We start from the raw sequence: 24,579 nt of genomic DNA, 5'->3' as shown, positions 1-24,579 counted from the left end.
AGGCCCGCCTGACGATCCAGCCCAGCCCACGGCACGCCAAGATTTTCAGTGATCTTCTAGCCGAGTAAGTCCTGAGGCTGAAAGCGGGTACGGCAGTGCGGGCCAAGCGGGCGATCGCCGAGGCCGAGCGGATCGCACCAGTCCGGGTCCGGCCCGCCCGTCACTCGTTCGCTGAACTGCAGGCCGCCCGGAACCGGTACACCGACGCTCTGCACTCCGGCGCCCTGGACGCGGTCCGGACAAAGCCCGACGGCAGCGGCTTGATCCTCGGCGCCGCACCGGATGCCGGCAGGCGAGCACCGGCTTCCCCGCCGAACGCCGACGTCCCGGTGGAGGTCACGCTTCTGGGGCGGGGTCAACGACACGACCGCCGCCGCGTCCCGCGAGCACGTCACCTTCGACCTTCTGTTCACCGCCCACGCGTCGAACCTGATCTACGACGGCGGGGTAGGCGAGGGTGAGTTCACCAAACGCGTCATCAGCATCACCGGCTGCTGTGAGGTCATCGCCAAGGGCACGCACACGGGAAGAAACGGTGACACACGCGTTTCCCAGGACTTCCGCAGCGCGCGTGACGCTCTCGGCCTCGCACCGGTGTCCTGATCTCAACCGGCCGTCGGCCTGATGCCACACCGGTGAACCAACGCACCACGTCCGAGCTCGGAGGTTCACGCCCTGCGGGCTCGGACCGGTCATGCCCGGATCACCTGATGAACCTGCCGGCAACCCGACCCCGCTCAACCCGGGACAGTCCCGGGCCTCCGTCGAAACCGGAGCGGTTCAGTCCAGCCGTTTCGAGAACGGCCCCACTGTGGAGCTATGGGGATTCGAACCCCAGACCTCCTCCATGCCATGGAGGCGCGCTACCAGCTGCGCCATAGCCCCTTGCGGTGTGGAGCGTCCCTCGCGGAACGCGGCACAGAAGAATCCTAACCGACTCCGCGACCGCCTCGCGCCATCATTACGGGCGGCCTCCGCCCGGGGATGTCACGCGGGACGGGGCGTGATACGTCCTGGGTCCATGTCCGTCGAGATGACCGTCGAACGCTTCGAACGACACCGCGACCTGCTGACCGGGGTCGCCTACCGGATCCTGGGCACCGTCGCCGACGCCGAGGACGTGGTGCAGGAGGCGTGGTTGCGCTGGTCGGGGGTGGATGTCGGCGTCGTCGAGGACGACCGGGCCTACCTGATCAGGGTGACCACCCGGCTGTCCATCGACCGGCTGCGGCGGATCGGGGCCCGCCGGGAGTCCTATGCCGGGGAGTGGCTGCCCGAGCCGGTCGCCACGGGCGCGGACGTGGCCGAGCGGGTGGAGCTGACCACGTCGGTGGAGCTGGCGCTGCTGGTGGTGCTGGAGACCCTCTCGCCGCTGGAGCGGGCGGTGTTCGTGCTGCGGGAGGCGTTCGGCCTGCCGTACGCGGAGATCGGGGAGGCGATCGGGCGCACCGAGGCGACGGCCCGGCAGCTCTCGCGCCGGGCGCGGCGGCACGTCGAAGAACGGCGCCCGAGGTTCGAGGTGGACCGGGCCAGGCGCCGGGAGATCACCGAGCGTTTCATCGGCGCCGCCGTGGACGGCGACCTGGAGGGGCTCGTCTCGATGCTGGCCGCCGACGCCACGCTGGTCGGCGACGGCGGCGGGAAGGTCAGGGCACCGCTGCGGAGCATCGTCGGCGCCGACAAGATCGCACGCCTCCTCGTCTCGATCGCGTCGGAGACGGGCGCCCGGCGGTTCCTGGAGTCCATCGGCCTCACGGAAGCCGACGGCATCACCGTGGAGTTCCCGGAGATCAACGGCGCCCCGGCGGCCGTGATCACCGCCGGCGGGCAGGTGATCACGCTGCTCTCCCTGGTCGTCCGGGACGGGCTGATCGAGACGATCTACCTTGTCGTCAACCCGGACAAACTCTCCCGCCTCTGATGCCGGAAACCGAGCTGGAAACCGAGCCGGAAACGATGTCACGAACGCCGCGGCGCCTCGCGTCGTGAGGGGCATGAGACGAGAAATCACCATCATCGGCGGTGGCCTCGCCGGGCTCACCGCGGCCATCGCGTGCGCCGAGGGCGGCGCCGCCGTCACCCTCCACGAGGCCCACCGGTCGCTCGGCGGGCGGGCCCGCTCCTCCGCGGCGCCGTACATCGCCAACGACGGGCCGCACGTGTTCTACTCCGACGGCGCGCCGTGGCGCTGGATGGCGGCCCGCAGGCTGGTCCAGCCGTTCCGCAAGCCCACGCTCGGCGAGATCGCGCGGAGCCGGTTCCGGTACGGCGGCCGCCTGACCCTGACCCCTCCCTGGCCGCTGGTGAGCGCGCTCACCAGGCGCAAGGCCGTGGCCCCGGTGGATCAGGACTTCCGGAGCTGGGCCACCGAGCGCTTCGGCGCGGAGGCGATGCGCGCGGCCTGCGGGCTCGTGGGCGTCATCACCTTCGACGCCGACCCCGGGCGGCTGTCGGCCGCGTTCGTCTGGGAGCGGGCGCTGCGGGCGAGCGCGCCGCAGTATCCGGCCCCGCGCTACGTCGTCGGCGGCTGGCGCAAGGTGGTCGAGCGGATGGCCGCCCACGCCCGCGGGCTCGGCGTGCGGATCGAGACCGGATCGCGGGTGGACCGCCTGCCGGAGGACACGCCCGTGATCGTCGCCACCTCGCTGGACGCGGCCAGGCCCCTGCTGGGCGAGGAATCCCTGCGCTGGGAGAGCGGCCGGGCGGTCCTGCTGGACCTCGGGCTCACCCGCGGCCCGCGGGACGTGTTCTTCGCCTCGGACCTGGACGAGGGCGGGTTCGTCGAGCAGTACGGCATGGCGGACCGCACTCTCGCCCCGGCCGGGCATACGCTCGCGCAGCTGGAGATGCCGCTGCGGGCGGGTGAGGCGAAGGCCGACGGGCTCGCCCGGCTGGAGCGCCTGGCCGGCCTGGCCCTGCCGGGCTGGCGCGAGCGCACGGTCTGGCGGCGGGAGTCGGTGTCCAACGGCCGCAGCGGCGCCCTGGACCTGCCCGGCACCTCGTGGCGTGACCGGCCGGCGATCGACCGGGGCGAGGGCGTCTGGCTGGCCGGTGACTCGGTCGCGGCCCCCGGCATGCTCAGCGAGGTCTCCACGCACAGCGCCCTGGCGGCGGCCCGCGGCGCGCTGCGCGCCGCAGACTCGGCCGTGGCGGCCTGACCGGCGGCTTCCCGGTTTCCCACAGCCCCGGGCAGCCGATCAGGCCGGGAAAGCGCAGGCCGGTCCGGCCGGGAAGCACAACCCGGCCAGGCCGGCAGAGCACAGGCCGCTCAGGCCGGGGACACCGCGGTGAGCATGGTCAGCTCCGAGCCGTCGGCTGACAGTTCCAGGGTGACGGTGGCCGTCCCGAGTTCGGAGGTGCGCGACAGGTGCGTGCCCCCGCACGGGATGCCCACCGACCCCTCGGGCAGGTCGCAGTGCCAGGTACGGCGCGCGGTCAGCCCGGGGCCGGGGCTGTCGATCCGGACCGGGGCGTCGGCCGCGATCCACTCCTTGAGCCGGTCCTCGGCCCGGCGGGCGATCTCCGGGAGCTCCTCGGCCAGCCCGTCGGCGGTGAAGCCCTTGCGGCGCAGGGACTTGCCCAGCCGGTAGACGTCGCGGCTGCCGCAGGGGGTGATCTTCGAGGAGGTGATGGCCGTCTGGTCGAAGTCGGGACTGCCCAGCCCGTCGGCGGGGATCTCCTTGCGCCAGCGGCCGGCCAGCGCGGCGTTGAGCGCCAGGGCGGCCAGGTGGCAGGCGGTGTGCCCGGCCGACAGGTCCCGGCGGTGCCGCGCGTCCACCACCAGGTCCACCTCCCCTTCCAGGGGCGTGCCGGTGATGTGGACCACGAGCCAGTGCCAGCCCTCGGCCCCCCGGCGGACCGGGATGTCCTGGCCGAGGTGGACGGCCTCCTCGCCGTCCCGCACGGCTGCGGTGACGCAGTCCAGGACCGGGGCGCCGCCGATCGTGCCGGTGTCGGCGGGCTGGTCCGGCCAGGTGTGGTCCAGCGGGTGGAAGGGGGTCTCGGCGACGATCACGCCGTGCCGGTCCCCCACCGGCACGACCCCCACGACGGCCGAGCGTCCCCCCACGTCCCCCGCCGGATAGGTGACCAGCGTCGATGCCTCGATCTTCATGCCCTCATGATGCCAGTACGGCCTGCGCCGCCCCCGAGGAGGCGCAGGCCGTACCCCGCCTCGGGACTCAGCGGGACAGGGCCCGCTCGTCCTCCAGATAGCGCGAGCGGCCGGCGTACCAGCCGACGGCGAGCTGCACCGCGACCACCGCGAACAGCAGCGTGAAGGGCGCCGTCCAGCCGCCTGTCGCCTCGTGCATCACGCCGACCACCAGCGGACCGGCGCCGGCGATGAGGTATCCGGCGCTCTGCCCGAAGGCGGACAGGGCGGCGGTGGCCTCGGGGGTGCGGGTGCGCAGGGCGAGCATGGTCAGCGCCAGCGGGAAGGAGCCCATCCCGATGCCGACCAGGACCACGAACAGCCAGGCCCAGGCGGCCGGGGCCAGCCACAGGCCGAGGAAGCCGGTCACGTAGAACACCACGAACGCCGCCACCACGGGACGCTGGTCGGAGAACTTCTCGGCGACCGACGGCACGACCAGGGAGACCGGGATGCTGATGGCGGTGAAGACGCCCAGCAGCAGACCGGCCTGGCCGGTGGTGAGGCCGCCGTCGGTGAGGATCGTCGGCAGGAACCCGAACATGATGTAGGCGACCATGCTCTGGGTCCCGAAGTAGGCGGCGACCGCCCAGGCCAGCCTGCTGCGCAGCAGGGTCCGCATGCCGAGGGTGCGGGTGCCGGCGCTCTCCGGCTCGGCGCGCAGCAGCATCAGCCACGGGAGCGCGGCGACGGCGGCCAGCGCCGCCCACACCCCGAGCGCGACGTGCCAGTTGCCGTCGGCGGCCCGCTCGATCGGGACGGTCGCCGCGGCGGCGAGCATCGTGCCGACCGCGAGGGCCGTGGTGTAGACGGTGGTCATGGTCCCGGCCCGGCCCGGGAAGTGGCGCTTGATCAGGGTGGGGATGAGCACGTTGCCCACCGCCCCGCCGGACAGCGCCAGGGCGCTGCTGAACAGGAAGACCTCCGCCGAGTCCACCATCGCGCGGATCAGCAGGCCCGCGCCCAGCGCGAGCAGGGCGAGCAGCAGCAGCCGGTGGTCGCCGAGCTTCCTGGCCATCGCGGGGGTCACCGCGCCGACCGTGGCGAAGATGAGCACGGGAAGGGTGGTCAGCAGCCCGACCCCGGCCCCGGACATGCCCAGGCCCGCCGAGATGTGGTCGAGGACCGGCCCGACGCTGGTGACGGCGGTGCGCAGGTTCAGTGCGGCCAGGACGATTCCCAGCACGAGCAACCATGCCAGGGGTCCCGGCCCTGTCTGGGTGCGGCCCCGGGCTTCCTGGGTGAGCACGCTCATGCGGGTTCAGTCCTCCTGATGTCAGCGTCTATTCATGGGATGATTGGTCGACCCTGACTGTAACAGGACTGAAATGCGGATTTGTTCCTGACGTCGAGAACCCCTGACAAGGTGAAAGCCCGGCCCCCTCTCCGTTGACAGAGAGGAACCCGGGCCTCCGGTGACCTGCGGGGTACGGCTCCGCGGAGCCGTACCTCCGCGAGACGGAGCCGTCCTTAGAGCTGCCCGCCGGGGAGCGTGCCCGTGCCCCGGTCCTGCGGGCCGGGGACGTCGCCGCGCCAGGCGCCCGTCTCGGCGCCGCGCGCCTCGATGAACGTCTTGAAACGCTCCAGGTCACCGCGGACCCGCAGCCGGACGATCTGCAGCCAGTCGCCGACCGTCTCGGCGAAGCCCTCCGGGTCGTACTCCATCTGGAGCGTGACCCGGGTGGTGTCGGGGGTCAGGTGGTGGAAGGTCACCACACCGGCCTGGTGCGGCCGGTCGACGGACTTCCACGCCACCCGCTCATCGGGGTGCTGCTCGGTGATCTCCGCCTCGAACTCGCGGCGGACGCCTGCGATCTCCACGATCCACGCGGTACGCGTGTCGTTGATCTGCTTGACCGACTCGACGCCCTCCATGAACTCGGGGAAGCTCTCGAACTGGGTCCACTGGTTGTAGGCCGTGCGAATCGGCACGTTCACATCGATGGACTGCTCGATAGTGCTCACGATCCTGCCTTCCTGTTGGGGTCGGGGAAGGCAGGACTGCCCGAGTCGGCGCGGGACTAACACCCCGGTATGTCGAAAACCCGTCACACACGACGTCGGAGCGACTTTTTTACGCCTGCTTGCGACGCGACAACCAGTACAGGCCGATCAGCGGCAGGACCATCGGGATGAAGACGTATCCGCTCCCGAAGCCCGACCAGACCGTGGCCTTCGGGAAGGCCGCCGGATCGGCCAGGCTGAGTGTGCCCACGATCAGCACCCCGGCCAGCTCGATGCCGCAGGCCACCAGGGCCAGGGTGCGCCTCCCCGTGGCCAGGGCCACCGCGAGCAGGAGATAGACCACGGCGGCGAAGGCCGACAGCGAGTAGGCCAGCGGGGCCTCGTCGAACTGCCGCGCGATCTGCACGGCCGCCCGCGACCCGGCGGCGAGGGCGAAGACGGCGTAGACCGCCACCAGGACCCGGCCCGGCCCTGAGCCGATGCCGTGCCCGTCCCCGGAGGAGGGGACGGCCGCGCCCGCCTCGTGACCGGAGTCCGTGTCCACGGGCGTGTCGTGCCCGTCGGCCGTCTCGTTCATGCGACCCCCTGCCAGATCTGCATCATCCGCCCGACCATGCCCGGGATCGCGAAGCCCGCGACCGCGATCACCGCCGGGCCCCAGCGGGAACGCTCGCCCACCCCCCAGAACGCCGCCACCGGCGGGATCACCACGGTGCCCAGCATGTAGCCGATCAGGGTCGCCGTCTCCGCCGGGCCCTCGCCCCGCACCAGCGCGGCGATCAGGAACCCCGCCTGGACGAGCAGGCCCAGTTCCAGCACGCCGAGGGCGACGAGGAGCACGTTGCCCATCGCCTTGTTCAGCGCGGTCGTCAGCAGACTGACCAGCGCGATCACCAGCGCCAGCACGATCAGACCGATCGCGAGCGGATCGATCATCGGGACCTCGGGAGGTTTGCGGACATGGGCAGTAGGGTACTGCCCGCCCGCCCCGCCCCCTGATCCGAGGCGCATAGGCTGGGGACGTGGAGAGAATCCTGGTCAGCGCCTGCCTGATGGGGCGGAAGGTCCGTTACGACGGGGCCGCCAAGACGAGCGGCGACGCCCTGCTGGCCGACTGGCGCAGGGAGGGACGCCTGGTCCCCTTCTGCCCGGAGGTCGAAGGCGGCCTGCCCGTCCCCCGCCCGGCCGCCGAGATCGAGGCCGGCGCCGGGGGCGCGGCAGTGCTCGCGGGGGCCGCCAGAGTGCTGGCCGCCGACGGGAGCGACGTCACCCAGGCCTTCCTCGCCGGGGCCCAGTCCGCGCTCGCCGTCGCCACGTCCTTCGACGTCAAGATCGCCATCCTGAAGGAGGGCAGCCCATCCTGCGGCAGCCTGACCATCTACGACGGCGGTTTCCGCGGCCACCGCCTGCCGGGCCAGGGCGTCACCACCGCCCTGCTGGGACTGCACGGCATCGCGGTCTTCTCCGAGGACCGCATCGCCGAGGCGGGAGAGCTGCTGCGGGAGATCGAGAACGGCTGACCCGCGCGCCGTACGCCCGCGCGACCGTGGTCCCGAACGTCCGCGCCGGTCAGTACTCCCAGGTGTCGGTGCGGTTCTCGTGCCCGATGCAGAAGGCCGAGGAGCCGTGGTCGCCCTGGAACAGGTCCACCCGGATCCAGCCGTCGGCCTGGGAGATCCTGGTCTGATAGCCGGAGACGGGCACGGCCGACACCAGGCGGCAGGCGCCGTTCTCGATCGTGAACGAGACGGTGCCGCCCTTGACCTGCACCACCCGCACGTTCTGGTTCGCCGCCGCCTGGGTGGCCGGCTGAGGCGCGGAGGTGGTCTGAGCGGCCTTGGGGGCCGAGGTGGTCCGGGCGGGCCGGGGTGCCGAGGTGGTCCGGGTGGTCGTCGGCGAGGTGCGCGCCGGGACCGGCTTGATCCCCGGGCTGCTCGACGAGCGCCTGGGGCTCGGCGACGTACGCGGTCGCGCGGAGGTGCCGCCCGCCTGCTCCGAGCGGGCCGGGCGCGGCCGGGCGGCGGGGGTCGGCGTGCCGCTCTCGCCGGGGCTGGGCGAGACCGCCGGGGTGCCGAGGAAGTCCGCCGGCTCGATCGGCGGCGGCGCCTCGCCCGTCCGCCCGTCCGCGGCGCTGAGCGGCTCGATCTTCACGTCGTCGAAGACTCCGCGGTGGAGCACGTCCCGGACGCCGAACCAGGCGACGGAGGTCGCCATGACGGTGGCGCCCACCCACACCGCTACGAAGCCCAGCTTTTGCCGCATGCGGTGAATTATTACCCCAGATGTCTCTTTGTTCACTACGGTTACCTCTCATGGCGACCGTTCTCGTGGTGGAAGACGACGAGTATGTGCGCTCCGCGATCATTCAGGAACTGAGCAGGCGCCAGCATGCCGTGCGCAGCGCGGGGCGTGCCCTCGACGCGTTACGGGAGATCACCCAGCATCCTCCGGACGCGGTGATCCTCGATCTCGGCCTGCCCGATCTGGATGGGTCCGAGGCGCTGAAGATGGTCCGCAGCGTCTCCAGCGTCCCGGTCATCGTCGCGACGGCCAGGGACAACGAGGCGGAGATCGTCCGCCTGCTGGAGGCGGGGGCGGACGACTATCTGGTCAAGCCGTTCTCCGGCGACCACCTCAACGCCCGGCTGGACGCGGTGCTGCGGCGGGCCCGGGCCGCGAGCCCTCCGCAGATCGTGCGGGTCGGCGAGCTGGCGGTGGACCTGAACCGGCGCGAGGCCACCGTGGGCGGCACGCCCCTGACCCTGACCCGCCGGGAGTTCGACCTCCTGGCCTACCTCGCCGCCAGGGCCGACCGGGTGGTCTCCCGCAAGGAGCTGCTCACCGAGGTGTGGCAGCAGTCCTACGGCGACGACCAGACCATCGACGTGCACCTGTCGTGGCTGCGCCGCAAGCTCGGCGAGAGCGCCTCGTCCCCCCGCTATCTGCACACCGTCCGGGGCGTCGGGGTGATGCTGGTGGCCCCGTCGTCATGAGCCGGCCAGTGTGGAGCCCGTCAGCGTGGAGCGCGTCCCGGTGGGGCCTGTCACCGTGAGGTCCGTCACCGTGAGGTCTCTCGCTGCGCGCCCTGTCACTGCGCGCCCTGTCACTGCGGGGTTTGTCACTGCGGGGTTTGTCACTGCGGGGTTTGTCACTGCGGGCCCTGTCACTGCGGGCCCTGTCACTGCGGGCCCTGTCACTGCGGGCCCTGTCACTGCGGGCCCCGCGGCTGTGAGCCCGTCATCATGAGAGGGCCGCGATGAGGAGGACCCTCGCCCTGCTCGCGCTCGCCGGGGCGTCGATGATCGCGTTGGCGTTCCTCGTGCCCCTCGCGCTCTTCATCAGGGAGAGCGCCGAGGCCAGGGCCATGGCGGAGGCCGAACGGCAGGCCTCGGCGCTCGTCCCGGTACTGGCGATCACCGTGAACCCGGCCCGCCTGCCCCACGCCCTGGCCAGCACCGGGGCGCAGGACCGCATCGCCGTGCACCTGCCGAGCGGGGGCTCGGTCGGCACCGTCCGGGCCCCGGCCCCGACCGTGGCCGCGGTCGCCCAGCGGGCCAGGGCCGTCACCGCCGAGACCGGCACCGGGCGCCTGCTGCTGCGCCCCGTCGCCCTGGACGGCGGCCGCACGGTGGTCATCGAGGTCTTCGTCCCGGCCGAGGAGCTCACCCGGGGCGTCACCTCCTCCTGGGCGGTGCTCACCGGCGTCGCCGTGGTGCTGGTCGCCGGTTCGGTGGTGGTCGCCGACCGCCTGGGCGGGCGCGTGGTGCGCGCGGCCCGCCGCCTGGGCCGGGCGGCGGGCTCGCTGGGCGCGGGCGACCTGACCGTCCGCATAGAACCCGAGGGTCCGCCGGAGCTGGTCGCCGCGGGAGAGGCCTTCAACACCATGGCCGACCGGGTCGTCCAGCTCCTGGCCGCCGAGCGCGAGATGGCCGCCGACCTGTCGCACCGGCTGCGCACCCCGCTGACCGCCCTGCGGCTCAGCCTCGACCACCTGGGTCCGGAGGCGGAGCAGAGCCGCCGCTCGCTCAGCCGGCTGGAGTCCGAGGTCGACCAGATCATCGCGGCGGCCCGCGAGCCGTCGCGCGCCCCGGCGTTCGTCTCGTGCGACGCGGCCGAGGTGCTCCGCGAGCGGATAACCTTCTGGTCCGCGCTGGCCGAGGACCAGCAGCGCCCGTGGCAGCTGATCGGCGCCTCCGCCCCCGTCCGGGTCCCCGTCGCGGCCACCGAGCTCAGCGCGGTGGTGGACGCGCTGCTCGGCAACGTCTTCCGGCACACCCCCGAGGGGGCCGCCTTCACCGTGACCCTGCACCAGGGCTCCGGAACGGTCGGCATCCTGATCGCCGACGCCGGGCCGGGCATCCCCGACATCGATGCGGCGCTGCGGCGCGGCGCCAGCGGTTCGGGCTCCACCGGTCTCGGCCTGGACATCGCCCGCCAGCTCGCCGAGTCCTCCGGAGGCGACCTGCGGATCGACGGCTCCTCCATGGGCGGCGCCAGAGTGCAGCTGTGGTTCAGGACCGACCAGCGCGACCGCACCCCCCGTACGGCCCGCCGCCTGGTCCGCAACCGCTGGTCCCGCGCCGCCCGAGCCCGCTGACGCAGGCGCCCGGCCCCCTCACGTACCGCCCGAGCCCTCCGAGACGAGTACGGCCCAGGCCTGCTCGCGGGTCGCCGACGCGCCGTGCTCGAAGGCCTTGTCGAACGCCGTGTCCCCGAGCCGGGCGCGGGCCGCGCTCTCCAGCCGGACCGCCTCGGCGTCCGGGGCGAGCGCCGTACCGCGCAGCGCCGCGGCGGTGCCCAGCAGCAGCGCCGCGCGTTCGTCCTCGCCCTCCAGCAGCGCGACCCCGCACAGCGCCCCGGCCACGGCCGCCGCCAGCGTCATGTTCCGGTGGGCCACGGCGGTGCCCAGCACCTGCCGGTGCCACGCCAGCGCGGCCGCGCCCTCCCCCGCCGCCTCGCAGAGGAGCCCCAGGTCGAGCATGATGCCGGCGCGGGTCTCCTCGAACCCGAACCAGCCGGTCGGGCAGGCGGCCAGCCCCTCCTCCAGCAGCCGCCGGGCCCGGCCGGTGTCTCCCCGGGCGCGCGCGACCCGGCTCAGAGCCTGGTGCGCCTGGGCCAGCACCTCCGCCGCCCCCGCCCGGCGGGCGGTCTCCATCGCCTGCTCGGCGTCCCGCGCGGCCCCCTCCGCGTCTCCGGCCTGCACCCGTACCAGGGCCCGGCGGCACAACCGCTCGGCGATGTCGTCGTCCGCGCCGAGCTCGCGCGACAGCTCCATGCTCGCCTCGATCAGCGCCAGCGCCCGGCCGGTGTCGCCCCGCCACTCGGCGATCCTGGCCAGCTCGGACTGGGTGAGCGACAGGCCCCACCTCTCCCCGACCATCTGGAAGCCCTCCAGCGCCGCCGACAGCGCCCGCTCTCCCTCCTCGACCCGCATGGCGTGCACCATCATGAGCCCGTCGCCGAGGAAGCCCAGGGCCCGGCTCCAGGGGTCCTGCCCGATCAGGGCGCGCTGCTCCTTCTTCGACGCGGCCACGCCGGGCTCGGGGATGCCCATCGCCATGCCCCACAGCATGGTCAGGAACGGCTGCCTGGGCGGCCGTCCGATGGCGACCATGGTCTCGATCACGCTGTCCAGGTGCTCGCCGAACTCCCCTCGCGGCCCGCCCGAGACGATGCTGAACACGCACATGGCGTATTCCTCCTCCAGTCCTTCGGGGATCCGCGTGCCGATCGACCGGATGATCTCCTCGGCCGGGCCCGTCCCCTCGCCGCGCGCCCCGCGCATCCACAGGTAGGGGGTCAGAGCCGCGAGCAGGCGCAGCGCCCGCTCGGTGTCGCCGGCGTCGGTCGCGCGGCGCAGCGCGGCGTGCAGGTTGTCCCGCTCGGCGTCCAGCGAGGCCAGCCGGCGCAGCTGATCGGCGCCGAGCAGGTGCGGCCCCGCGGCCAGCGCCAGGCCGAGGAAGTGGTCGGCGTGGGCCCGCCGCATCCGCTCTCCTTCGCCCGCCTCGGCCAGCCGCTCGGCGCAGAAGGCACGGATCGTCTCCAGCATGCGGTAGCGGTCGCCGGCCACCTCGACCAGCGACTTGTCCGCCAGCCCGGTCAGCCACTCGACCACGTCCTCGCCGGGCAGCCCGCACACCGCCGTGGCGGCCTCCAGCGTGGCCCCTCCGGTGAAGACGGTCAGCCGCCTGGCCAGGACGCGCTCGTCCTCCTCCAGCAGGTCCCAGCTCCACTCCACCACCGCGCGCAGCGTGCGATGGCGGGGCTGGGCGGTACGGCTGCCGCGCGACAGCAGCCGGAAGCGGTCGTCCAGCCGCGCGGCCACCTCCCCGGCCGTCAGGGACCGCAGCCGGGCCGCGGCCAGCTCGATCGCCAGCGGCTGCCCGTCCAGGGCCCGGCAGATCCGCACGACCGCGCCGGCGTTCGCCCCGTCCACGGTGAACCCGGGCCGTACGGCGGCCGCCCGGTCGGCGAACAGCCGGACCGCCGGATAGCCGAGCGCCTCCTGCGCCGGTGTCCCGGCGGGCGGGAGGGCCAGGGAGGACAGCGGGCACAGGCTCTCCCCGGTGATCCCGAGCGCCTCCCGGCCGGTGGCCAGGATCCGCAGCGTGGGACAGGCGCCGAGCAGCCGGGCGGCGAGCCCGGCGGCGGCCTCGATCAGGTGCTCACAGTTGTCCAGGACGAGCAGGACCCTGCGCCCGGTGAGGGCCGCGATCATCTTCTCCGCCGCGCCGGGGACGGGCCTGCCGGGCATCGGCGGCGCGAGCCCGGTCTCCCGCAGGCCCAGCGCGCCCAGGACGGCCTGCGGGACCTCCGCACCGTCGGTGACCGCGGCGAGGTCGGCGAAGTAGACCTCGCCCGGCGAGCGCCCGGCCGCCTCCACGGCCAGCCGGGTCTTGCCCGCGCCTCCGGGGCCGGTGAGCGTGACGAGCCTGCCCTCCGAGAGGAGACCGCCGACCCGTTCCAGCTCCTGCGAGCGCCCGACGAAGCTCGTCAGCTGCGCGGGCAGGCCCGTACGCGTGTCCCCGGCCGTCCCGCTCCCCGCCGCCCCCTCCTCGACTGCGGCCCCTGCGGTCCCGGTGCCGGCATCCGGCCCGGTACGCGGCTCCCTCTCCGCCGGCGGACCGGACGCGCCCGGCAGGGGATCGGACCGCAGCATCGCCAGATGGAGGGCCGCCAGGTCGGCTCCCGGCTCCGCGCCGAGCTCTTCGGCCAGGACGCGCCGGGTCTCCTCGTAGGCGGCCAGGGCCTCGGCCTGGCGGCCTCCGCCGTACAGCGCCCGCATGAGCTGCCCGCGCACCCGTTCCCGGAGCGGGTGCGCGGCCACCAGGTCCCGCAGTTCCCCGACCAGCGCCCGGTGCGCGCCCAGGGCGAGCTCGGCCTCGATCCGGTCCTCGACGGCGCCCAGGCGCACCTCCTCCAGGCGGACGGCCTGCCCGCGCGCGAACGGCGCGTCTCCCACGTCGGCGAACGCCGGTCCCCGCCACAGGCCGAGGGCCTCGCGCAGGAGGGCCGCCGCCTCCCGCGCGCGACCGGCGGCCAGCTCCCGGCGCCCGGTCTCCGCCAGGTGCTCGAAGCGGTGCGCGTCGACGTCCTGCGGCTCGGCCGGGAGCCGGTATCCCGCCGGGTGCCCCTCGACCGCGCCGGTCCGCCCGAGCTGGTGACGGAGCCGGGAGATCTGGGACTGCAGCGCGTTGGCGGCGTTGGCCGGAGGATCGTCGCCGTACAGGCCGTCGATCAGCCGTTCGGCGGTGACCACCCGCCCGGCGTCGAGCGCCAGCATCGCCAGCACCCCGCGCACCCGCGGCCCTCCGACCGCCAGCACCAGCCCGTCGGCGCTCCGCGCCTCCACCGCCCCCAGCACGCCGAACCACATGCGCTGAATTCTCCCCGTTCCATGGTCATGTGGCGACCGCCCGGCCTCCCCCGCCACGGCTCGGGCGTCCTAGGCGTCCCGGTGGGGAGGCGTGCTCCACAGCCGCACCGTGCCGCTCGCGTCGGGGGCGGCCAGCAGGTGCCCGCGGGGGTGGAAGGCCAGGCAGGAGACGTACCCGGTGTGACCGCCCAGCGCTTCCCCTTCGGGCCGGACGGTCGCGGCGTCCCACAGCCGCACCGTGAGATCGTCACCGGCGGTCGCGAAGAACCGGCCGCCGGGGTGGAAGGCCACCGCCCAGACGTGGTCCCCGAGATGACCGCGCACCGGCTCGCCCACCGGGCAGCCGGTCGCGACGTCCCACAGTTTCACCTGGTTCAGGTCGTAACCGGCGGCGGCCAGCAGGCGCCCGCCCGGGTGGAAGGCCACCGCGTGGACGGACCCGCTGTGGCCGCTCCTCAGGTGACCGTCAGACCGTCCGGTCGCCACGTCCCACAGCCGCACGGCAGGGCCCGAGGCGCCGGCCAGCAGGCGCCCGCCCGGGTGGAAGGCCACCGCGTGAACGGGACCGCCGGCGCCCAGCGGTTCACCGGCGGGCCGGAGGGTGCCGGTGTGCCACAGCCGTACCGTCCCGTCCTGGCCCGCACTGGCCAGCAGGTGGCCGCCGGGGTGGAAGGCCAGTGCGGTGACGCCTTCGGTGTGTCCGTCCGGCGGTCCGACGGCGGGCCGCAAGCCGGCGGTGCGGTACGTCCTGATCGCGCCGTCCGACCAGCCGGTGGCCATCAGGTGGCCCCGGGGATGGAAGGCCACCGCCCAGGCCTCTCCGGCCGGACCGGCCGGGGAGCGGGCGATCTCGTGACCGGTGGCGGTGTCCCACAGCCGCACCGTCCCGTCCTGGCCCGCGACGGCGAAACAGCCGCCGCCGGGGTGGAAGGCCGCGTCCGCCGGGCCGCAGCGCCCGATGCGGACGTCCCGGAAAAGGGGAGGCGGGACCGGAGGGCTCACGACCAGGAGCGGACGGGCAGCCCGGCGCGGAGCCGGTCGAGGAACCTCTCCACGACGATCGAGCCGCGGCCGGGGTCGACCACCTCCGGGACGAACCGCTCGGCGATGTCGTCCCTGGTGAACTCCGCCTCGGAGGAGGACCCGTAGTTGTCCACGTGCCGGGCGCCCGGGGCGGTGATCCGCAGGTCGTGATCGTAGTCGATCACCCACGGCGTCTCGACCCTGCCCGCTTCCAGGATGCCGTGGTTGTAGTGGCCGTAGACCAGATGCGTGAAGACGCCGTCCTGGATGTAGATCTCGGCGTCACCGCCCTCCAGCGTCTCGGCCCTGGTGGTGCCCTCCACGTAGAGTCCCGGGGTGTCGTCGTACAGCGCGATCGGACCGCTCACCGTGAGGTCCCCGGTGATCGCGACGATCCCGGCCTCCCGTCCGCCGAGTCCGGTGAGGGCGTCCAGGAAGTCACCGCTGAGCACGACGTCGCCGTCGAAGAACAGGACCGTGTCGTAGTCGCCCTGGAAGCAGGCCGACAGGGATCCGTCCAGACGCGCGTCGGCGTCGGCGAAGGTGAGGCGCTCCGGGGAGGCGGGGTGTCCGGAGGATGTGAGGTGTTCGGGGGACGCGGGGCGCTCGGGGGGCACAGGGGCGTTCACGCCTGCAACCGTAGCCCTTCCCCCCGACCGGTACGGCCCGCGGGAGACCCTGCGCGAGCGACCGCGCCGGAGGCGGAGAACGACGAGATCCCGCCCGATCGGGGATCGGACGGGATCTCGGCTGCTTCACGCTGTGGAGCTATGGGGATTCGAACCCCAGACCTCCTCCATGCCATGGAGGCGCGCTACCAGCTGCGCCATAGCCCCTGGTCACCGCTCCGAGTGCTCTCGTTGCGGCGCTCCGGAAGCATATAGGGACAACGTCCCGTTCACCTAATCGACGGACGTACAGCCCGCGCGCGCCATCCGCGGCGCGGGTGACGGCCGCTCTCAGGAGGCTGTCAGAGGGCTGTTCAGGAGGGAGTGGCCTCGGGGCTGTCGTCGCTCTGGACCGGCTCCGGCAGGGTTCCGGCGTTGTGCTCCAGCAGACGCCAGCCCTTGCGGCCCTCCTGCAGGACCGACCACGAGCAGTTGCCCAGGCCGCCGAGGGCCGGCCAGTGCTCCTGCGGCAGCCCCATCAGCCTGGCGATGCCGAGCCGGATGGCGGCGCCGTGGGAGACCACCACCAGCAGCCCGTCGGGGTCGATGCGGTCGGCCCAGCGCGTGATCGCGGAGGAGACCCGCTTGGCGACGTCGGCGACGTCCTCGCCGCCCGGCGCCTCCCAGGCGGCGAACTCCCGGGGCCAGCCCGCCGAGATCTCCTCGCGGGTCAGGCCCTCCCACTCGCCGCCGCCGCGCTCCCGCAGGTCTTCGTCCACGGCCACGTCCAGGCCGGTAACGCGGGCCAGCGCCCGGGCGGTCTCCGAGGCCCGCTCCAGGTTGGAGGAGACGATCAGGTCGGGGCGGAGCGTGGCGAGCATCGAGGCCGCCCGGGCCGCCTGGGCGATGCCCGTCTCGTCCAGCGGGATGTCGGTGTGACCCTGGAAGCGGCGCTCGACGTTCCACAGCGTCTGGCCGTGCCTCAGGCAGACGACGCGACGGCTCATGCTCCGCCCTCGCCCCGCACCGCGACCCGTGCGTCGAGGTCCCTCACGAGGCGTCCTCCACGCCGGTCGGCCGGGCGCGCTGCGCGGCGACCTGGGTCACGCTGTCGGGCAGGGAGATGGAGGGACAGTCCTTCCAGAGCCGCTCCAGGGCGTAGAAGGTCCGGTCCTCCTCGTGCTGGACGTGCACGACGATGTCGACGTAGTCCAGCAGGACCCAGCGGCCCTCCCGCTCCCCCTCGCGGCGGACGGGCTTGGCGTCGGCCTCGATCCGGAGCCGGTCCTCGATCTCGTCGACGATGGCGCGGACCTGACGGTCGTTGGTGGCGGAGCAGAGCAGGAACGCGTCGGTGATGACGAGCTGCTCGCTCACGTCGTAGGCGAGGATGTCGTCGGCCAGCTTGTCCGCGGCTGCCTCTGCGGCGATCCTCACGAGCTGGACGGATCTTTCGGTTGCTGTCACGGTGTGGACTAATCCTCCGTAGTCGGTGTCGTCACCCCTAAGGATGCCCGGTGCGGCCGCGTTGAAGAGCAGGCCCGGACAGATACAACGCCTATCCTCCGCCACCCGATTCCACCCTGCAAACAGATTCACACCCGTGCCCCTCCCCGCCCACCGGCCGTTCGCCCTCATGAACCGTCACGACACGGGAGGGACCGGCGCGGCGGGACGGCCGCCCGCCGTACGGGACGAGGCCAGCTCCTCCAGATGGGGCCACCAGCCGGGATACCGGCGCATCGCCTCCTGCAGGGGTCCGCAGGTGTCGAGCATGTGGACGACGTACAGACTCCATGAGCTCAGGCCGTCCTTGGCGGAGGGAATCTGGCCGGTCATCTGCAGAGCGGAGCTCAGGGCATCGGCCAGCATCTCCGCCATCACCTGGACGCGGACCCGGTCCTTCCCCCTCCGGGGCACCGGCTTGCCCTGGTAGAAGTACGGATACAGGTCCGGGTGGTCGACGAACACGCGCAGGAGCGGGTGCAGGAGGCCGAACACCCCGAACGTGGTCGAGACCCCCGCGAAGCCATTGCCGGTCCTGACCTGTTCCGCGGCGGCGGCGGCCTGCCGGGCCGCGAAACGGATCGCCAGCATCGCCACCAGGAGGCCGACGACGGCCACCACGAGGCTGCACACGGCGACGGTGACTTCGGTCACGGGCCCTCCCAGGGGAGCGATCTTGGGCATTCGCCCTGAGAACGCGCGCCGGGCGGGATTTTCTCCCGGACGCCGGGAATTCCCGGTCCGCCGTTTCCAGCGCCGGAAGGGGTCGCGCCGAGAGGCGGTCAGGAGGGGCCGCTGAGGCGGCGCTCACCGCGGGTGGTGATCACGAACACCTGCCAGTTGTAGTAGGTGTAGTAATTGCGGATGTCCCGCTTGATCTGGCGCGCGTGCCGCTGCACCGCGTTGACGTAGGCCCAGGAGTGGTTGTAGGCGTACAGCGCCCGCCGGTAGTTCCGCGGCGCCCCCGAGGCGTGCAGATAGTTGGCCGCGGCGAGGATGGCGTCGCCGGTGTCGTGGACGTCGCCGCCCATCCCGTAGGCCTTCCAGGTGCCGGGCATGAACTGCATGGGCCCCTTGGCGCCGGTGTGGCTGGGCGAGCGGACGCGGCCGAACTTCGTCTCGACGAACATCACCGACGCCAGCACCTCCCAGTCGACGCCGAAGCGGCGCTCGGCCCGCCGGAAGTGGCCGAGCAGCACGTCGGCGGGCTTGGCCTGGGTGACGCGGAACTTCGCGGGCTTGCTGACGGGGTGGGCGAGGCTGAGCAGTTCGCGGATCGCCGTCACGTTCTCCTCGGCCGGTCCGGCCAGGGCCTTCGGCAGCGCGGCGTAGGTGCGGGAGGCGATCTCGCGGTTGCGGGCCATGAAGCGGTAGATGCGCTGCTGGTGCAGGGCCAGCAGGACCACCGGCTCGGGGGCCTGCCCCGTGGCGGGGTCCCCGGCGCGCCGCCACTCGTCGACGGCGCTCCGCAGCCGCGTCGTGGTGCCGGCCAGGGCACGGGCCAGCCGGGCGGGATCCCTGGGGATGGCCACGTCCGGATCGGGCAGGGCGGAGGCCGTACGGCCCGCGGGATCGGCCGTCGGAGTCGCCGAGGGGCTCGAAGCGGCCCGCCCCGACGCCGGCTGCTCCGCGGCCGACCGCATCGGCGTCCGGCCGGACGCCGCCGTGGAGGCGGAACCCTCCGCACCGGCGCAGCCCGACAGGAGCATCGCCAGACCGACGAACGAGGCGGCCAGCGGCCTGCCGCGCAGCCGTCCGGCGCGCGCTCCCGGCGGCCCGGCGGCCGGGTCGTCCCCGGGTGCGGGCGTCGTGCGGGGACGCCCCGGACGGTGCTCACGCTTCAGTCGGGCAGCTCTCGCGCGCTGATCCTCCATCCGGCCAACGTACCCGAGGGCGCGGTCTGCTCGCCGTGCGGAACACGACTCTCCAGGTGTTCTCCGGCGCAGCAGCCTCCCGCGAATTCCGGGGTGCCCGGCCAGGGCTATGGTGACCGGAGTGGACGTCGATACCTGGTGGAACATCATCGAGCGGGCTCGGGCGATCGCCGGCGACCGGGCCGACGACCGCGACCCGCCCGACGACCCGCTGGTGGAGATCCTGACCGGCCTGATCTCCGAGCTGGAGCCCGTAGAGATCATCGCGTTCGAACGGATCTTCGCGCAGATGCAGGACCTCGCCTATCGGTGGCCGCTGCGCAACGCCGCGCAGCTCATCGAGGGCGGCTGCGGCGACGACGGCTTCATCGACTTCCGCGCCGGGCTCATGCTTCTCGGTCGCGCGGTGTTCACCCGGGCCGTCGCCGACCCCGACTCGCTGGCCGAACTTCCCGTCGTGGTGCGGATGGGCCGTACCGGGGAGGGCTGGATCGGCTGCGAGGACGCCTCCTACGCGGCGAAGCGCGCCTACGAACGCGTCCAGGGGGAGTCCGAGTCGTTCGACGAGGTGCTGACCGCCGCGATGGCGGCCATGGACCGGCCCGACCGCCCGGCCGGCGAGGACTGGAACGTCGAGGAGGAGGAAGAGACCCGCAAGCACCTGCCCCGCCTCAGCGCCCTGTTCCTGGATCCCGAGGACTGAGCCCGGCCCCTGCCGTCCAGGCCGCAGCCCGGATGCAGCGCGGCCGGATGCAGCGCGGCCGGATGCGAGAACCATGCGGACCGCATGCGGAATGCATTCCTCCTTCATGCCGAATACATTCCGGGACCGTCTACCTTTTATCCGGAAATGACCTTCGGGGATTCACCTGCGGCCGGGACGATGCCGCGGCGTCTTTCCCGCACCCGAACGCATCGGGCGTTTCTTTCGCTGGACGGAGAGGGATAAATGAAATCGACCGTGTCTGGAAAGACTTTCTTCCGTACGGCTCTGCTGGCCACCGTGATGACGGTGGCCGGCTTCGCACCGGCAGCCCCGGCCGACGCCGTCGCCGCGGACTTCGAGCTCCAGGTCACCTGGAAGACGCTCTCCCTCAGCGACCGCATGAGCTGCGACCCGACCGGGCCGCCGCGGCGCGGCGGCGGCAGGGGCGCTCCCAGCATGAGCTACAGCTACGAGTGCGGCGGCTGGGAGCGGGTCAACGCCTCGATGAGCGTGGAGGGGGGCTCCCCCGTCACCCCCCGGGTCCGCAACCTCGGCACCTGGAACCGCGCGGCCCGGTCGTGGGACCGGAAGGAGAACTGGGCCGGCGAAGAGTTCCCCGACCACCCGGTCTTCATCGGCACCGGCGACGACTACGACCTGGCCCGGCGCCCGCTGTGCACGACCGACACCTACCTGCGCTGCCTGACGGACTATCTGAAGGACAACAACACGGTGACGGTCCGCGGCGCCTTCGGTGAGCGGATCAGGTTCGCCGCCCACCTCCAGACGACGGACAGGAACGACGACAGGCGCAGGCACACGGGCACCGGGGAGTGCAAGGTGGAGGACTTCACCGACTGGGACGAGGCACAGGTCGACAGATACAGGGCGGGGAACCCTCGGAGGATCACCATCCTCGGTTCCTACGACGGGCGCGGCGTCTGCGCGGTGCGGTACGAACTGGTGGCCAAGCGGCTCCGGTGACGGGCGGGTGCGTACAGGGCGAGGGCCCTACAGCGGCCCCGCGGAAGGGATGTACGGCGAGGGCGCGGAGTGGGCGACGGCGTCGGCCGGTGACGGAGCCGGGCAGAAGCGGTCCCGTTCCGGCAGTGCCCCGGTGGCGAGAAAGGAGCTCAGCGCCTCGTCGGCGCAGCTGCCCAGCCCGGTGACGCCGTGACCGCCCTGGTCAACCGTGATCATGACGGCCCGCCGTCCGAGTGCGGCGCGCAGGCCGCGCGCGCTCACCAGGGACGTGGAAGGGTCACGGGTGTTCTGCAGGATCAGCACGTTGCGCGGCCCGTGGCCGGTGACCGTCACCGGCGGCTCCACCGGCCGGGTGGGCCACGCCACGCACGGCCAGAGGTTCGACGGCATGCCCGCCGTCACCGGCCACGCCCTCCGGTCGGCTGCGACCTGCCGGGCGTACGGCGCCACACTGCGCGGCCAGGCGACGTCGTCGCAGAGCACCGCGTAGAGCGCGGCGGTGCTGTTGTCCGCCGGCACCTCCGCCGTCCCGGTGCCGCCGCCCCTGCCGAGAGAGCCCAGCCGGTCCAGTCGCGTCAGGATGGCGGTGCCGGCGGTGCCGGCGGCGGATCCTGAGACGGTGGCCGCGAGCTCCTGCCACACCTCGGCCACGAGGGGAAAGTAGCCGTCGAAGTACAACCCCGATCGGGTGATCTCGCGCAGCGCGTTGCCGTCGAGCACGGGGCCGTCCGGGACCGGCAGGGGCTGCCGGTCGAGGGCCGCGATCAGCCGGTCGAACGTGCGTCTGACCTCGTCCGGCGTCGCACCGAGGTGGTAGACGGCGTCCCGCCCGGCCACGAAGGCGAGGAAGTCGGGCAGGCGCACCGCGACCGCCTCGTTCCAGGTCCGCCACATGTCCCGCCACACCAGGCCCGGATCGACGGCGCTGTCCAGCAGGATCCGATCGGCGCGTCCCGGGAACATCGAGATGTAGACGGCCCCCAGATAGGTGCCGTAGGAGAGGCCGAAGTAGGACAGTTTCGGCTCACCGAGCGCGGCTCGGATGCGGTCCATGTCCCGGGCCGTGTTGGCCGTGGTGATGAACGGGAGCAGATCGCCGGAGTGCTCGGCGCACGCGGCCGCGGTGTCCCGCGCGAAGGCGATGTTGCGCTCGATGCCGCCGTCCGGCGCCGGGTAGGGCAGCAGCAGCGTGAGCTGCCTCACGGGATCGAGGCCGCAGGTGACCGGGGTGCTGTGGCCGACCCCTCGCGGATCGAAGCCGATCAGGTCGTACCGATCCAGGACCTCGCGCGGCAGTACGACCGCCAGCCGGCTGGGCAGGTCCAGGCCGCTCTCGCCCGGACCGCCCGGGTTGGACAGCAGGATCCCGCGACGCGACCCGGGTTGCGCCGTGCCGATCCGGGAGATCGCGATCTCGATGCTCCGCCCGCGCGGGGCGCGGTAGTCCAGCGGCACCCGCAGAGTCGCGCACCGCTGGCGCGGGTCGCGCGGGATATCGGGTCTCCCCGGCGGGCACTCACCCCAGACCGGAGCCGCTCCCCCGGCTCCGGCCACCGCCGGCTCCGGCGCGCCGATCCGGGCCTCGACCGGCGGGGGCGCGCCTGCCGCCATGGTGGCCGCTGTCGCCGCGGCGAGGAACACCGTCAGAACTGATCGCAGAACTGATCGCAGAATTGATCGCACCGCTACCCCTTTTTTCGAAAGGAACAGATGCTTTCTCGATGACCACGAAATCGGCGCCGGGCACGCGAGTCTCCTCGCTCCGTTCGCCATCCGTGATTCGACCGCCCTCGGCAGGTCACGGGATTTGATCGGCCATGGAACGGCCGGTGACGTCGGCGGGCCGGCGCGGGGCGGAATCGCCGCCGTCCGCCGTTCCGGCCCCGAACTCCCACGGGTACGGCGAGCCGCCGTCCGGATGAATCGATTGTCGGACGCCCGTGCCTTTCACGGGCCGTGACACCCCCTTTGTCGCAATGTTTGTATCAGCATAGTGCGTCATACTTTGCGACAAAGTCAACGCCCGGCTCGGCGGCGACGACCTGGAGCGTCTACGCGCGTATGCACGCCGACGACCGCACGCGGGCCGCCGACGCGCCCTCCCCCGAGCGACCGATGACGGAAAGCCCTGGTCAGTCGTCCTTGTCCTGGTAGAGGCCGCGCTTGTTGATGTATTGGACGATGCCGTCGGGGACCAGGTACCAGATGGGCTCTCCGGCGGCCACTCGCTGGCGGCATTCGGAGGAGGAGATGGCCAGGGCCGGGATCTCCAGGAGGCTGACGCGGCCTTCGGGGAGACCGGGGTCGTGGAGGTGGTGGCCGGGGCGGGTGGCTCCGACGAAGTGGGCGATGGTGAACAGTTCCTCGGCGTCGCGCCAGCTCAGGATCTGGGAGAGTGCGTCCGCGCCGGTGATGAAGTACAGGTCCGTTTCGGGGCCGTGCAGGTCGGAGATGTCCCGCAGGGTGTCGATGGTGAAGGTCGGGCCCGGCCGGTCGATGTCCACCCGGCTCACCGAGAAACGGGGGTTGGACGCGGTCGCGATGACGGTCATCAGATAGCGGTCCTCGGCCGCGGAGACCACCTTGTCGGCTTTCTGCCAGGGCCTGCCGGTCGGCACGAAGACGACCTCGTCGAGGTCGAAGTGGTGCGCGACCTCGCTGGCGGCGACCAGGTGGCCGTGGTGGATCGGATCGAAGGTGCCACCCATGACGCCCAGACGGCGCTTCCCCCGGCTGATCGGCGCGTTCGTCATGGAACGGACCATACGCGCAAGCCGTACGGGGCTTTTAATCACCCCCCGCGCGTGACGGGCGTGCCCGACGTAGCATGCCGGACATGACCACCACCCCGGATCGCAACCGCGTGCAGCTTCCCGGCATCAGCTCTCGTGCTTACGAACATCCCGCAGACCGGTCCGCGCTGGTCGCCCTCCGGTCGCTCAGCGGATTCGACACGGTCCTGAAGCAGATGTCCGGCCTTGTCAGCGAACGCCGCCTGCGCCTGATCTATCTCGCCTCCGCCGTGCGCACCGGCGACACCCAGTTCCGCGCACTGCACGACATGGGCCGTGACGCGGCCTACGTCCTCGACCTCCACCGCATCCCTGAGGTCTACGTCCAGCAGAGCCCGCAGGTCCAGGCCAAGGCGATCGGCTTCGACGACCCGTTCATCGTCGTCACCACCGGCCTGCTGAACCTGATGGACGAGGAGGAGCAGCGCTTCGTCATCGGCCACGAGACCGCCCACATCCTGTCCGGCCACGCGGTCTACCGCACCATGCTGGACATCCTCACCCGCCTGGCCGCCCGCGTGGCCTGGATCCCGCTGGGCTACATCGGCCTGCGCGCGATCGTGGCGGGCCTGGAGGAGTGGCACCGCAAGTCCGAGCTCTCCGCCGACCGCGGCGGCCTGCTCGTCGGCCAGGACCCCGACGCCGCCCTGCGCGCGCTGATGAAGCTCGCCGGCGGCTCGCACCTGCACGAGATGAACATCGAGGCCTTCCTCGACCAGGCCCGCGAGTACGACACGGCCGGCGACGTGCGCGACGGCCTGCTGAAGGTGCTCAACCTGCTGGGCACGACCCACCCGTTCGCCGTCTCCCGCGTCGCCGAGCTGGACAAGTGGCGCCGCGGTGGAGAGTACGAGGCGATCCTCGCCGGCACCTACCCCCGCCGCGCCGACGACTCCAACGCCAAGATCTCCGAGGAGGTCAAGGCCGCGGCCCGCTCCTACCGCGAGTCGTGGTCGCAGTCGCAGGACCCGTTCATCGGCGTGCTGCGCGACGTGGCCGAGGGCGCGGCCAACGCCGGTGAGCGGATCTTCAACCGCTTCGCCCGCCGCGACGGCAACTAGATCTCCATACCTTCACGTGAAAGGCCCGGGA

At 72.7% G+C, this 24,579-nt stretch carries 24 protein-coding genes and 2 tRNA genes; 9 read left to right on the top strand and 17 right to left on the bottom strand.

The genetic code is table 11. The annotated features are described in order from the left end of the window. The first annotated feature begins 282 nt into the window (after positions 1-282). Positions 283-603 (top strand): hypothetical protein, encoded by a 321-nt coding sequence (locus tag Pta02_RS35860; RefSeq protein ID WP_203879465.1) that lies wholly within the window; start codon positions 283-285, stop codon positions 601-603. Positions 604-812: 209 nt separating this feature from the next. Here Pta02_RS35860 and Pta02_RS35855 read toward each other — a convergent pair. Beyond that, positions 813-885 (bottom strand) — tRNA-Ala (locus tag Pta02_RS35855). 148 nt (positions 886-1,033) lie between these two features. Between Pta02_RS35855 and Pta02_RS35850 the strand changes: the two genes are divergently transcribed. Both Pta02_RS35850 and Pta02_RS35845 read left to right on the top strand, forming a co-directional pair. Next, complete coding sequence (locus Pta02_RS35850; RefSeq protein ID WP_203879472.1) at positions 1,034-1,921, top strand: RNA polymerase sigma-70 factor; 888 nt, start codon at positions 1,034-1,036, stop codon at positions 1,919-1,921. 73 nt (positions 1,922-1,994) lie between these two features. Next, complete coding sequence (locus Pta02_RS35845) at positions 1,995-3,158, top strand: NAD(P)-binding protein (protein WP_203879464.1); 1,164 nt, start codon at positions 1,995-1,997, stop codon at positions 3,156-3,158. Positions 3,159-3,268: 110 nt separating this feature from the next. On the opposite strand, the gene Pta02_RS35840 is transcribed toward Pta02_RS35845, so the two are convergent. The 5 genes from Pta02_RS35840 to Pta02_RS35820 form a co-directional block, all read right to left on the bottom strand. Beyond that, positions 3,269-4,114: an alanyl-tRNA editing protein gene (locus Pta02_RS35840; RefSeq protein WP_203879463.1), complete on the bottom strand. Its 846-nt coding sequence runs from the start codon at positions 4,112-4,114 to the stop codon at positions 3,269-3,271. 67 nt (positions 4,115-4,181) lie between these two features. Then, a complete protein-coding gene (locus tag Pta02_RS35835; protein WP_203879462.1) occupies positions 4,182-5,408 on the bottom strand; it encodes an MFS transporter in 1,227 nt (408 codons plus the stop codon). Positions 5,409-5,623: 215 nt separating this feature from the next. Then, positions 5,624-6,118: an SRPBCC family protein gene (locus Pta02_RS35830; RefSeq protein WP_203879461.1), complete on the bottom strand. Its 495-nt coding sequence runs from the start codon at positions 6,116-6,118 to the stop codon at positions 5,624-5,626. A gap of 109 nt (positions 6,119-6,227) precedes the next feature. Beyond that, entirely contained in the window at positions 6,228-6,695 is a 468-nt protein-coding gene (locus tag Pta02_RS35825; protein WP_239131495.1) for a hypothetical protein, read from the bottom strand. Beyond that, positions 6,692-7,054, bottom strand: a complete 363-nt coding sequence (locus Pta02_RS35820; protein WP_203879460.1) for a hypothetical protein — start codon at positions 7,052-7,054, stop codon at positions 6,692-6,694. The genes Pta02_RS35825 and Pta02_RS35820 overlap by 4 nt, the downstream gene beginning before the upstream one ends. 86 nt (positions 7,055-7,140) lie before the next feature. On the opposite strand from Pta02_RS35820, the gene Pta02_RS35815 reads away from it, so the two are divergent. Beyond that, positions 7,141-7,638, top strand: a complete 498-nt coding sequence (locus tag Pta02_RS35815; protein ID WP_203879459.1) for a 2-thiouracil desulfurase family protein — start codon at positions 7,141-7,143, stop codon at positions 7,636-7,638. A 49-nt stretch (positions 7,639-7,687) separates the two neighbouring features. On the opposite strand, the gene Pta02_RS35810 is transcribed toward Pta02_RS35815, so the two are convergent. Beyond that, positions 7,688-8,380, bottom strand: a complete 693-nt coding sequence (locus tag Pta02_RS35810; RefSeq protein WP_203879458.1) for a hypothetical protein — start codon at positions 8,378-8,380, stop codon at positions 7,688-7,690. Between the two features lie 50 nt (positions 8,381-8,430). On the opposite strand from Pta02_RS35810, the gene Pta02_RS35805 reads away from it, so the two are divergent. Further along, on the top strand, positions 8,431-9,111 hold the full coding sequence (locus tag Pta02_RS35805) for a response regulator transcription factor (protein WP_203879457.1): 681 nt from the start codon (positions 8,431-8,433) through the stop codon (positions 9,109-9,111). A gap of 263 nt (positions 9,112-9,374) precedes the next feature. After that, positions 9,375-10,715: a sensor histidine kinase gene (locus Pta02_RS35800; RefSeq protein ID WP_203879456.1), complete on the top strand. Its 1,341-nt coding sequence runs from the start codon at positions 9,375-9,377 to the stop codon at positions 10,713-10,715. 18 nt (positions 10,716-10,733) lie between these two features. On the opposite strand, the gene Pta02_RS35795 is transcribed toward Pta02_RS35800, so the two are convergent. The 8 genes from Pta02_RS35795 to Pta02_RS35760 form a co-directional block, all read right to left on the bottom strand. Beyond that, entirely contained in the window at positions 10,734-13,994 is a 3,261-nt protein-coding gene (locus Pta02_RS35795) for an AfsR/SARP family transcriptional regulator (protein WP_203879455.1), read from the bottom strand. A 69-nt stretch (positions 13,995-14,063) separates the two neighbouring features. Continuing rightward, positions 14,064-14,996 carry a WD40 repeat domain-containing protein gene (locus Pta02_RS35790; protein ID WP_203879454.1) on the bottom strand — a complete coding sequence of 311 codons (933 nt, stop codon included), beginning with the start codon at positions 14,994-14,996 and terminating at the stop codon, positions 14,064-14,066. Next, positions 14,993-15,646, bottom strand: a complete 654-nt coding sequence (locus tag Pta02_RS35785; RefSeq protein WP_203879453.1) for a hypothetical protein — start codon at positions 15,644-15,646, stop codon at positions 14,993-14,995. The genes Pta02_RS35790 and Pta02_RS35785 overlap by 4 nt, the downstream gene beginning before the upstream one ends. Before the next feature lie 134 nt (positions 15,647-15,780). After that, a tRNA-Ala gene (locus Pta02_RS35780) sits at positions 15,781-15,853 on the bottom strand. A gap of 146 nt (positions 15,854-15,999) precedes the next feature. Beyond that, positions 16,000-16,632, bottom strand: a complete 633-nt coding sequence (locus Pta02_RS35775) for a histidine phosphatase family protein (RefSeq protein ID WP_203879452.1) — start codon at positions 16,630-16,632, stop codon at positions 16,000-16,002. A gap of 43 nt (positions 16,633-16,675) precedes the next feature. Then, a complete protein-coding gene (gene rsfS, locus Pta02_RS35770; RefSeq protein ID WP_203879451.1) occupies positions 16,676-17,092 on the bottom strand; it encodes a ribosome silencing factor in 417 nt (138 codons plus the stop codon). Positions 17,093-17,269: 177 nt separating this feature from the next. Then, on the bottom strand, positions 17,270-17,785 hold the full coding sequence (locus Pta02_RS35765; protein WP_203879450.1) for a hypothetical protein: 516 nt from the start codon (positions 17,783-17,785) through the stop codon (positions 17,270-17,272). A 128-nt stretch (positions 17,786-17,913) separates the two neighbouring features. Continuing rightward, positions 17,914-19,005 (bottom strand): lytic transglycosylase domain-containing protein, encoded by a 1,092-nt coding sequence (locus Pta02_RS35760; protein WP_203879449.1) that lies wholly within the window; start codon positions 19,003-19,005, stop codon positions 17,914-17,916. A 121-nt stretch (positions 19,006-19,126) separates the two neighbouring features. Between Pta02_RS35760 and Pta02_RS35755 the strand changes: the two genes are divergently transcribed. Both Pta02_RS35755 and Pta02_RS35750 read left to right on the top strand, forming a co-directional pair. Continuing rightward, positions 19,127-19,708, top strand: a complete 582-nt coding sequence (locus Pta02_RS35755; protein ID WP_203879448.1) for a DUF4240 domain-containing protein — start codon at positions 19,127-19,129, stop codon at positions 19,706-19,708. Positions 19,709-19,966: 258 nt separating this feature from the next. Further along, positions 19,967-20,695 (top strand): hypothetical protein, encoded by a 729-nt coding sequence (locus Pta02_RS35750; RefSeq protein WP_203879447.1) that lies wholly within the window; start codon positions 19,967-19,969, stop codon positions 20,693-20,695. A 27-nt stretch (positions 20,696-20,722) separates the two neighbouring features. Here Pta02_RS35750 and Pta02_RS35745 read toward each other — a convergent pair whose 3' ends face one another. Together Pta02_RS35745 and nadD are read right to left on the bottom strand one after the other, a co-directional pair. Further along, positions 20,723-22,378: an alpha/beta hydrolase gene (locus tag Pta02_RS35745; protein WP_203879446.1), complete on the bottom strand. Its 1,656-nt coding sequence runs from the start codon at positions 22,376-22,378 to the stop codon at positions 20,723-20,725. Between the two features lie 449 nt (positions 22,379-22,827). After that, on the bottom strand, positions 22,828-23,448 hold the full coding sequence (gene nadD, locus Pta02_RS35740) for a nicotinate-nucleotide adenylyltransferase (RefSeq protein WP_203879445.1): 621 nt from the start codon (positions 23,446-23,448) through the stop codon (positions 22,828-22,830). A gap of 74 nt (positions 23,449-23,522) precedes the next feature. Here nadD and Pta02_RS35735 point away from each other — a divergent pair, with 74 nt between their 5' ends. Then, complete coding sequence (locus Pta02_RS35735) at positions 23,523-24,548, top strand: M48 family metallopeptidase (protein WP_203879444.1); 1,026 nt, start codon at positions 23,523-23,525, stop codon at positions 24,546-24,548. Positions 24,549-24,579 lie beyond the last annotated feature (31 nt).

It is taken from the genome of Paraplanobispora takensis, assembly GCF_016863195.1.
Lineage (GTDB): Bacteria > Actinomycetota > Actinomycetes > Streptosporangiales > Streptosporangiaceae > Planobispora > Planobispora takensis.
This window is presented reverse-complemented; position numbering and strand designations above follow the sequence as displayed.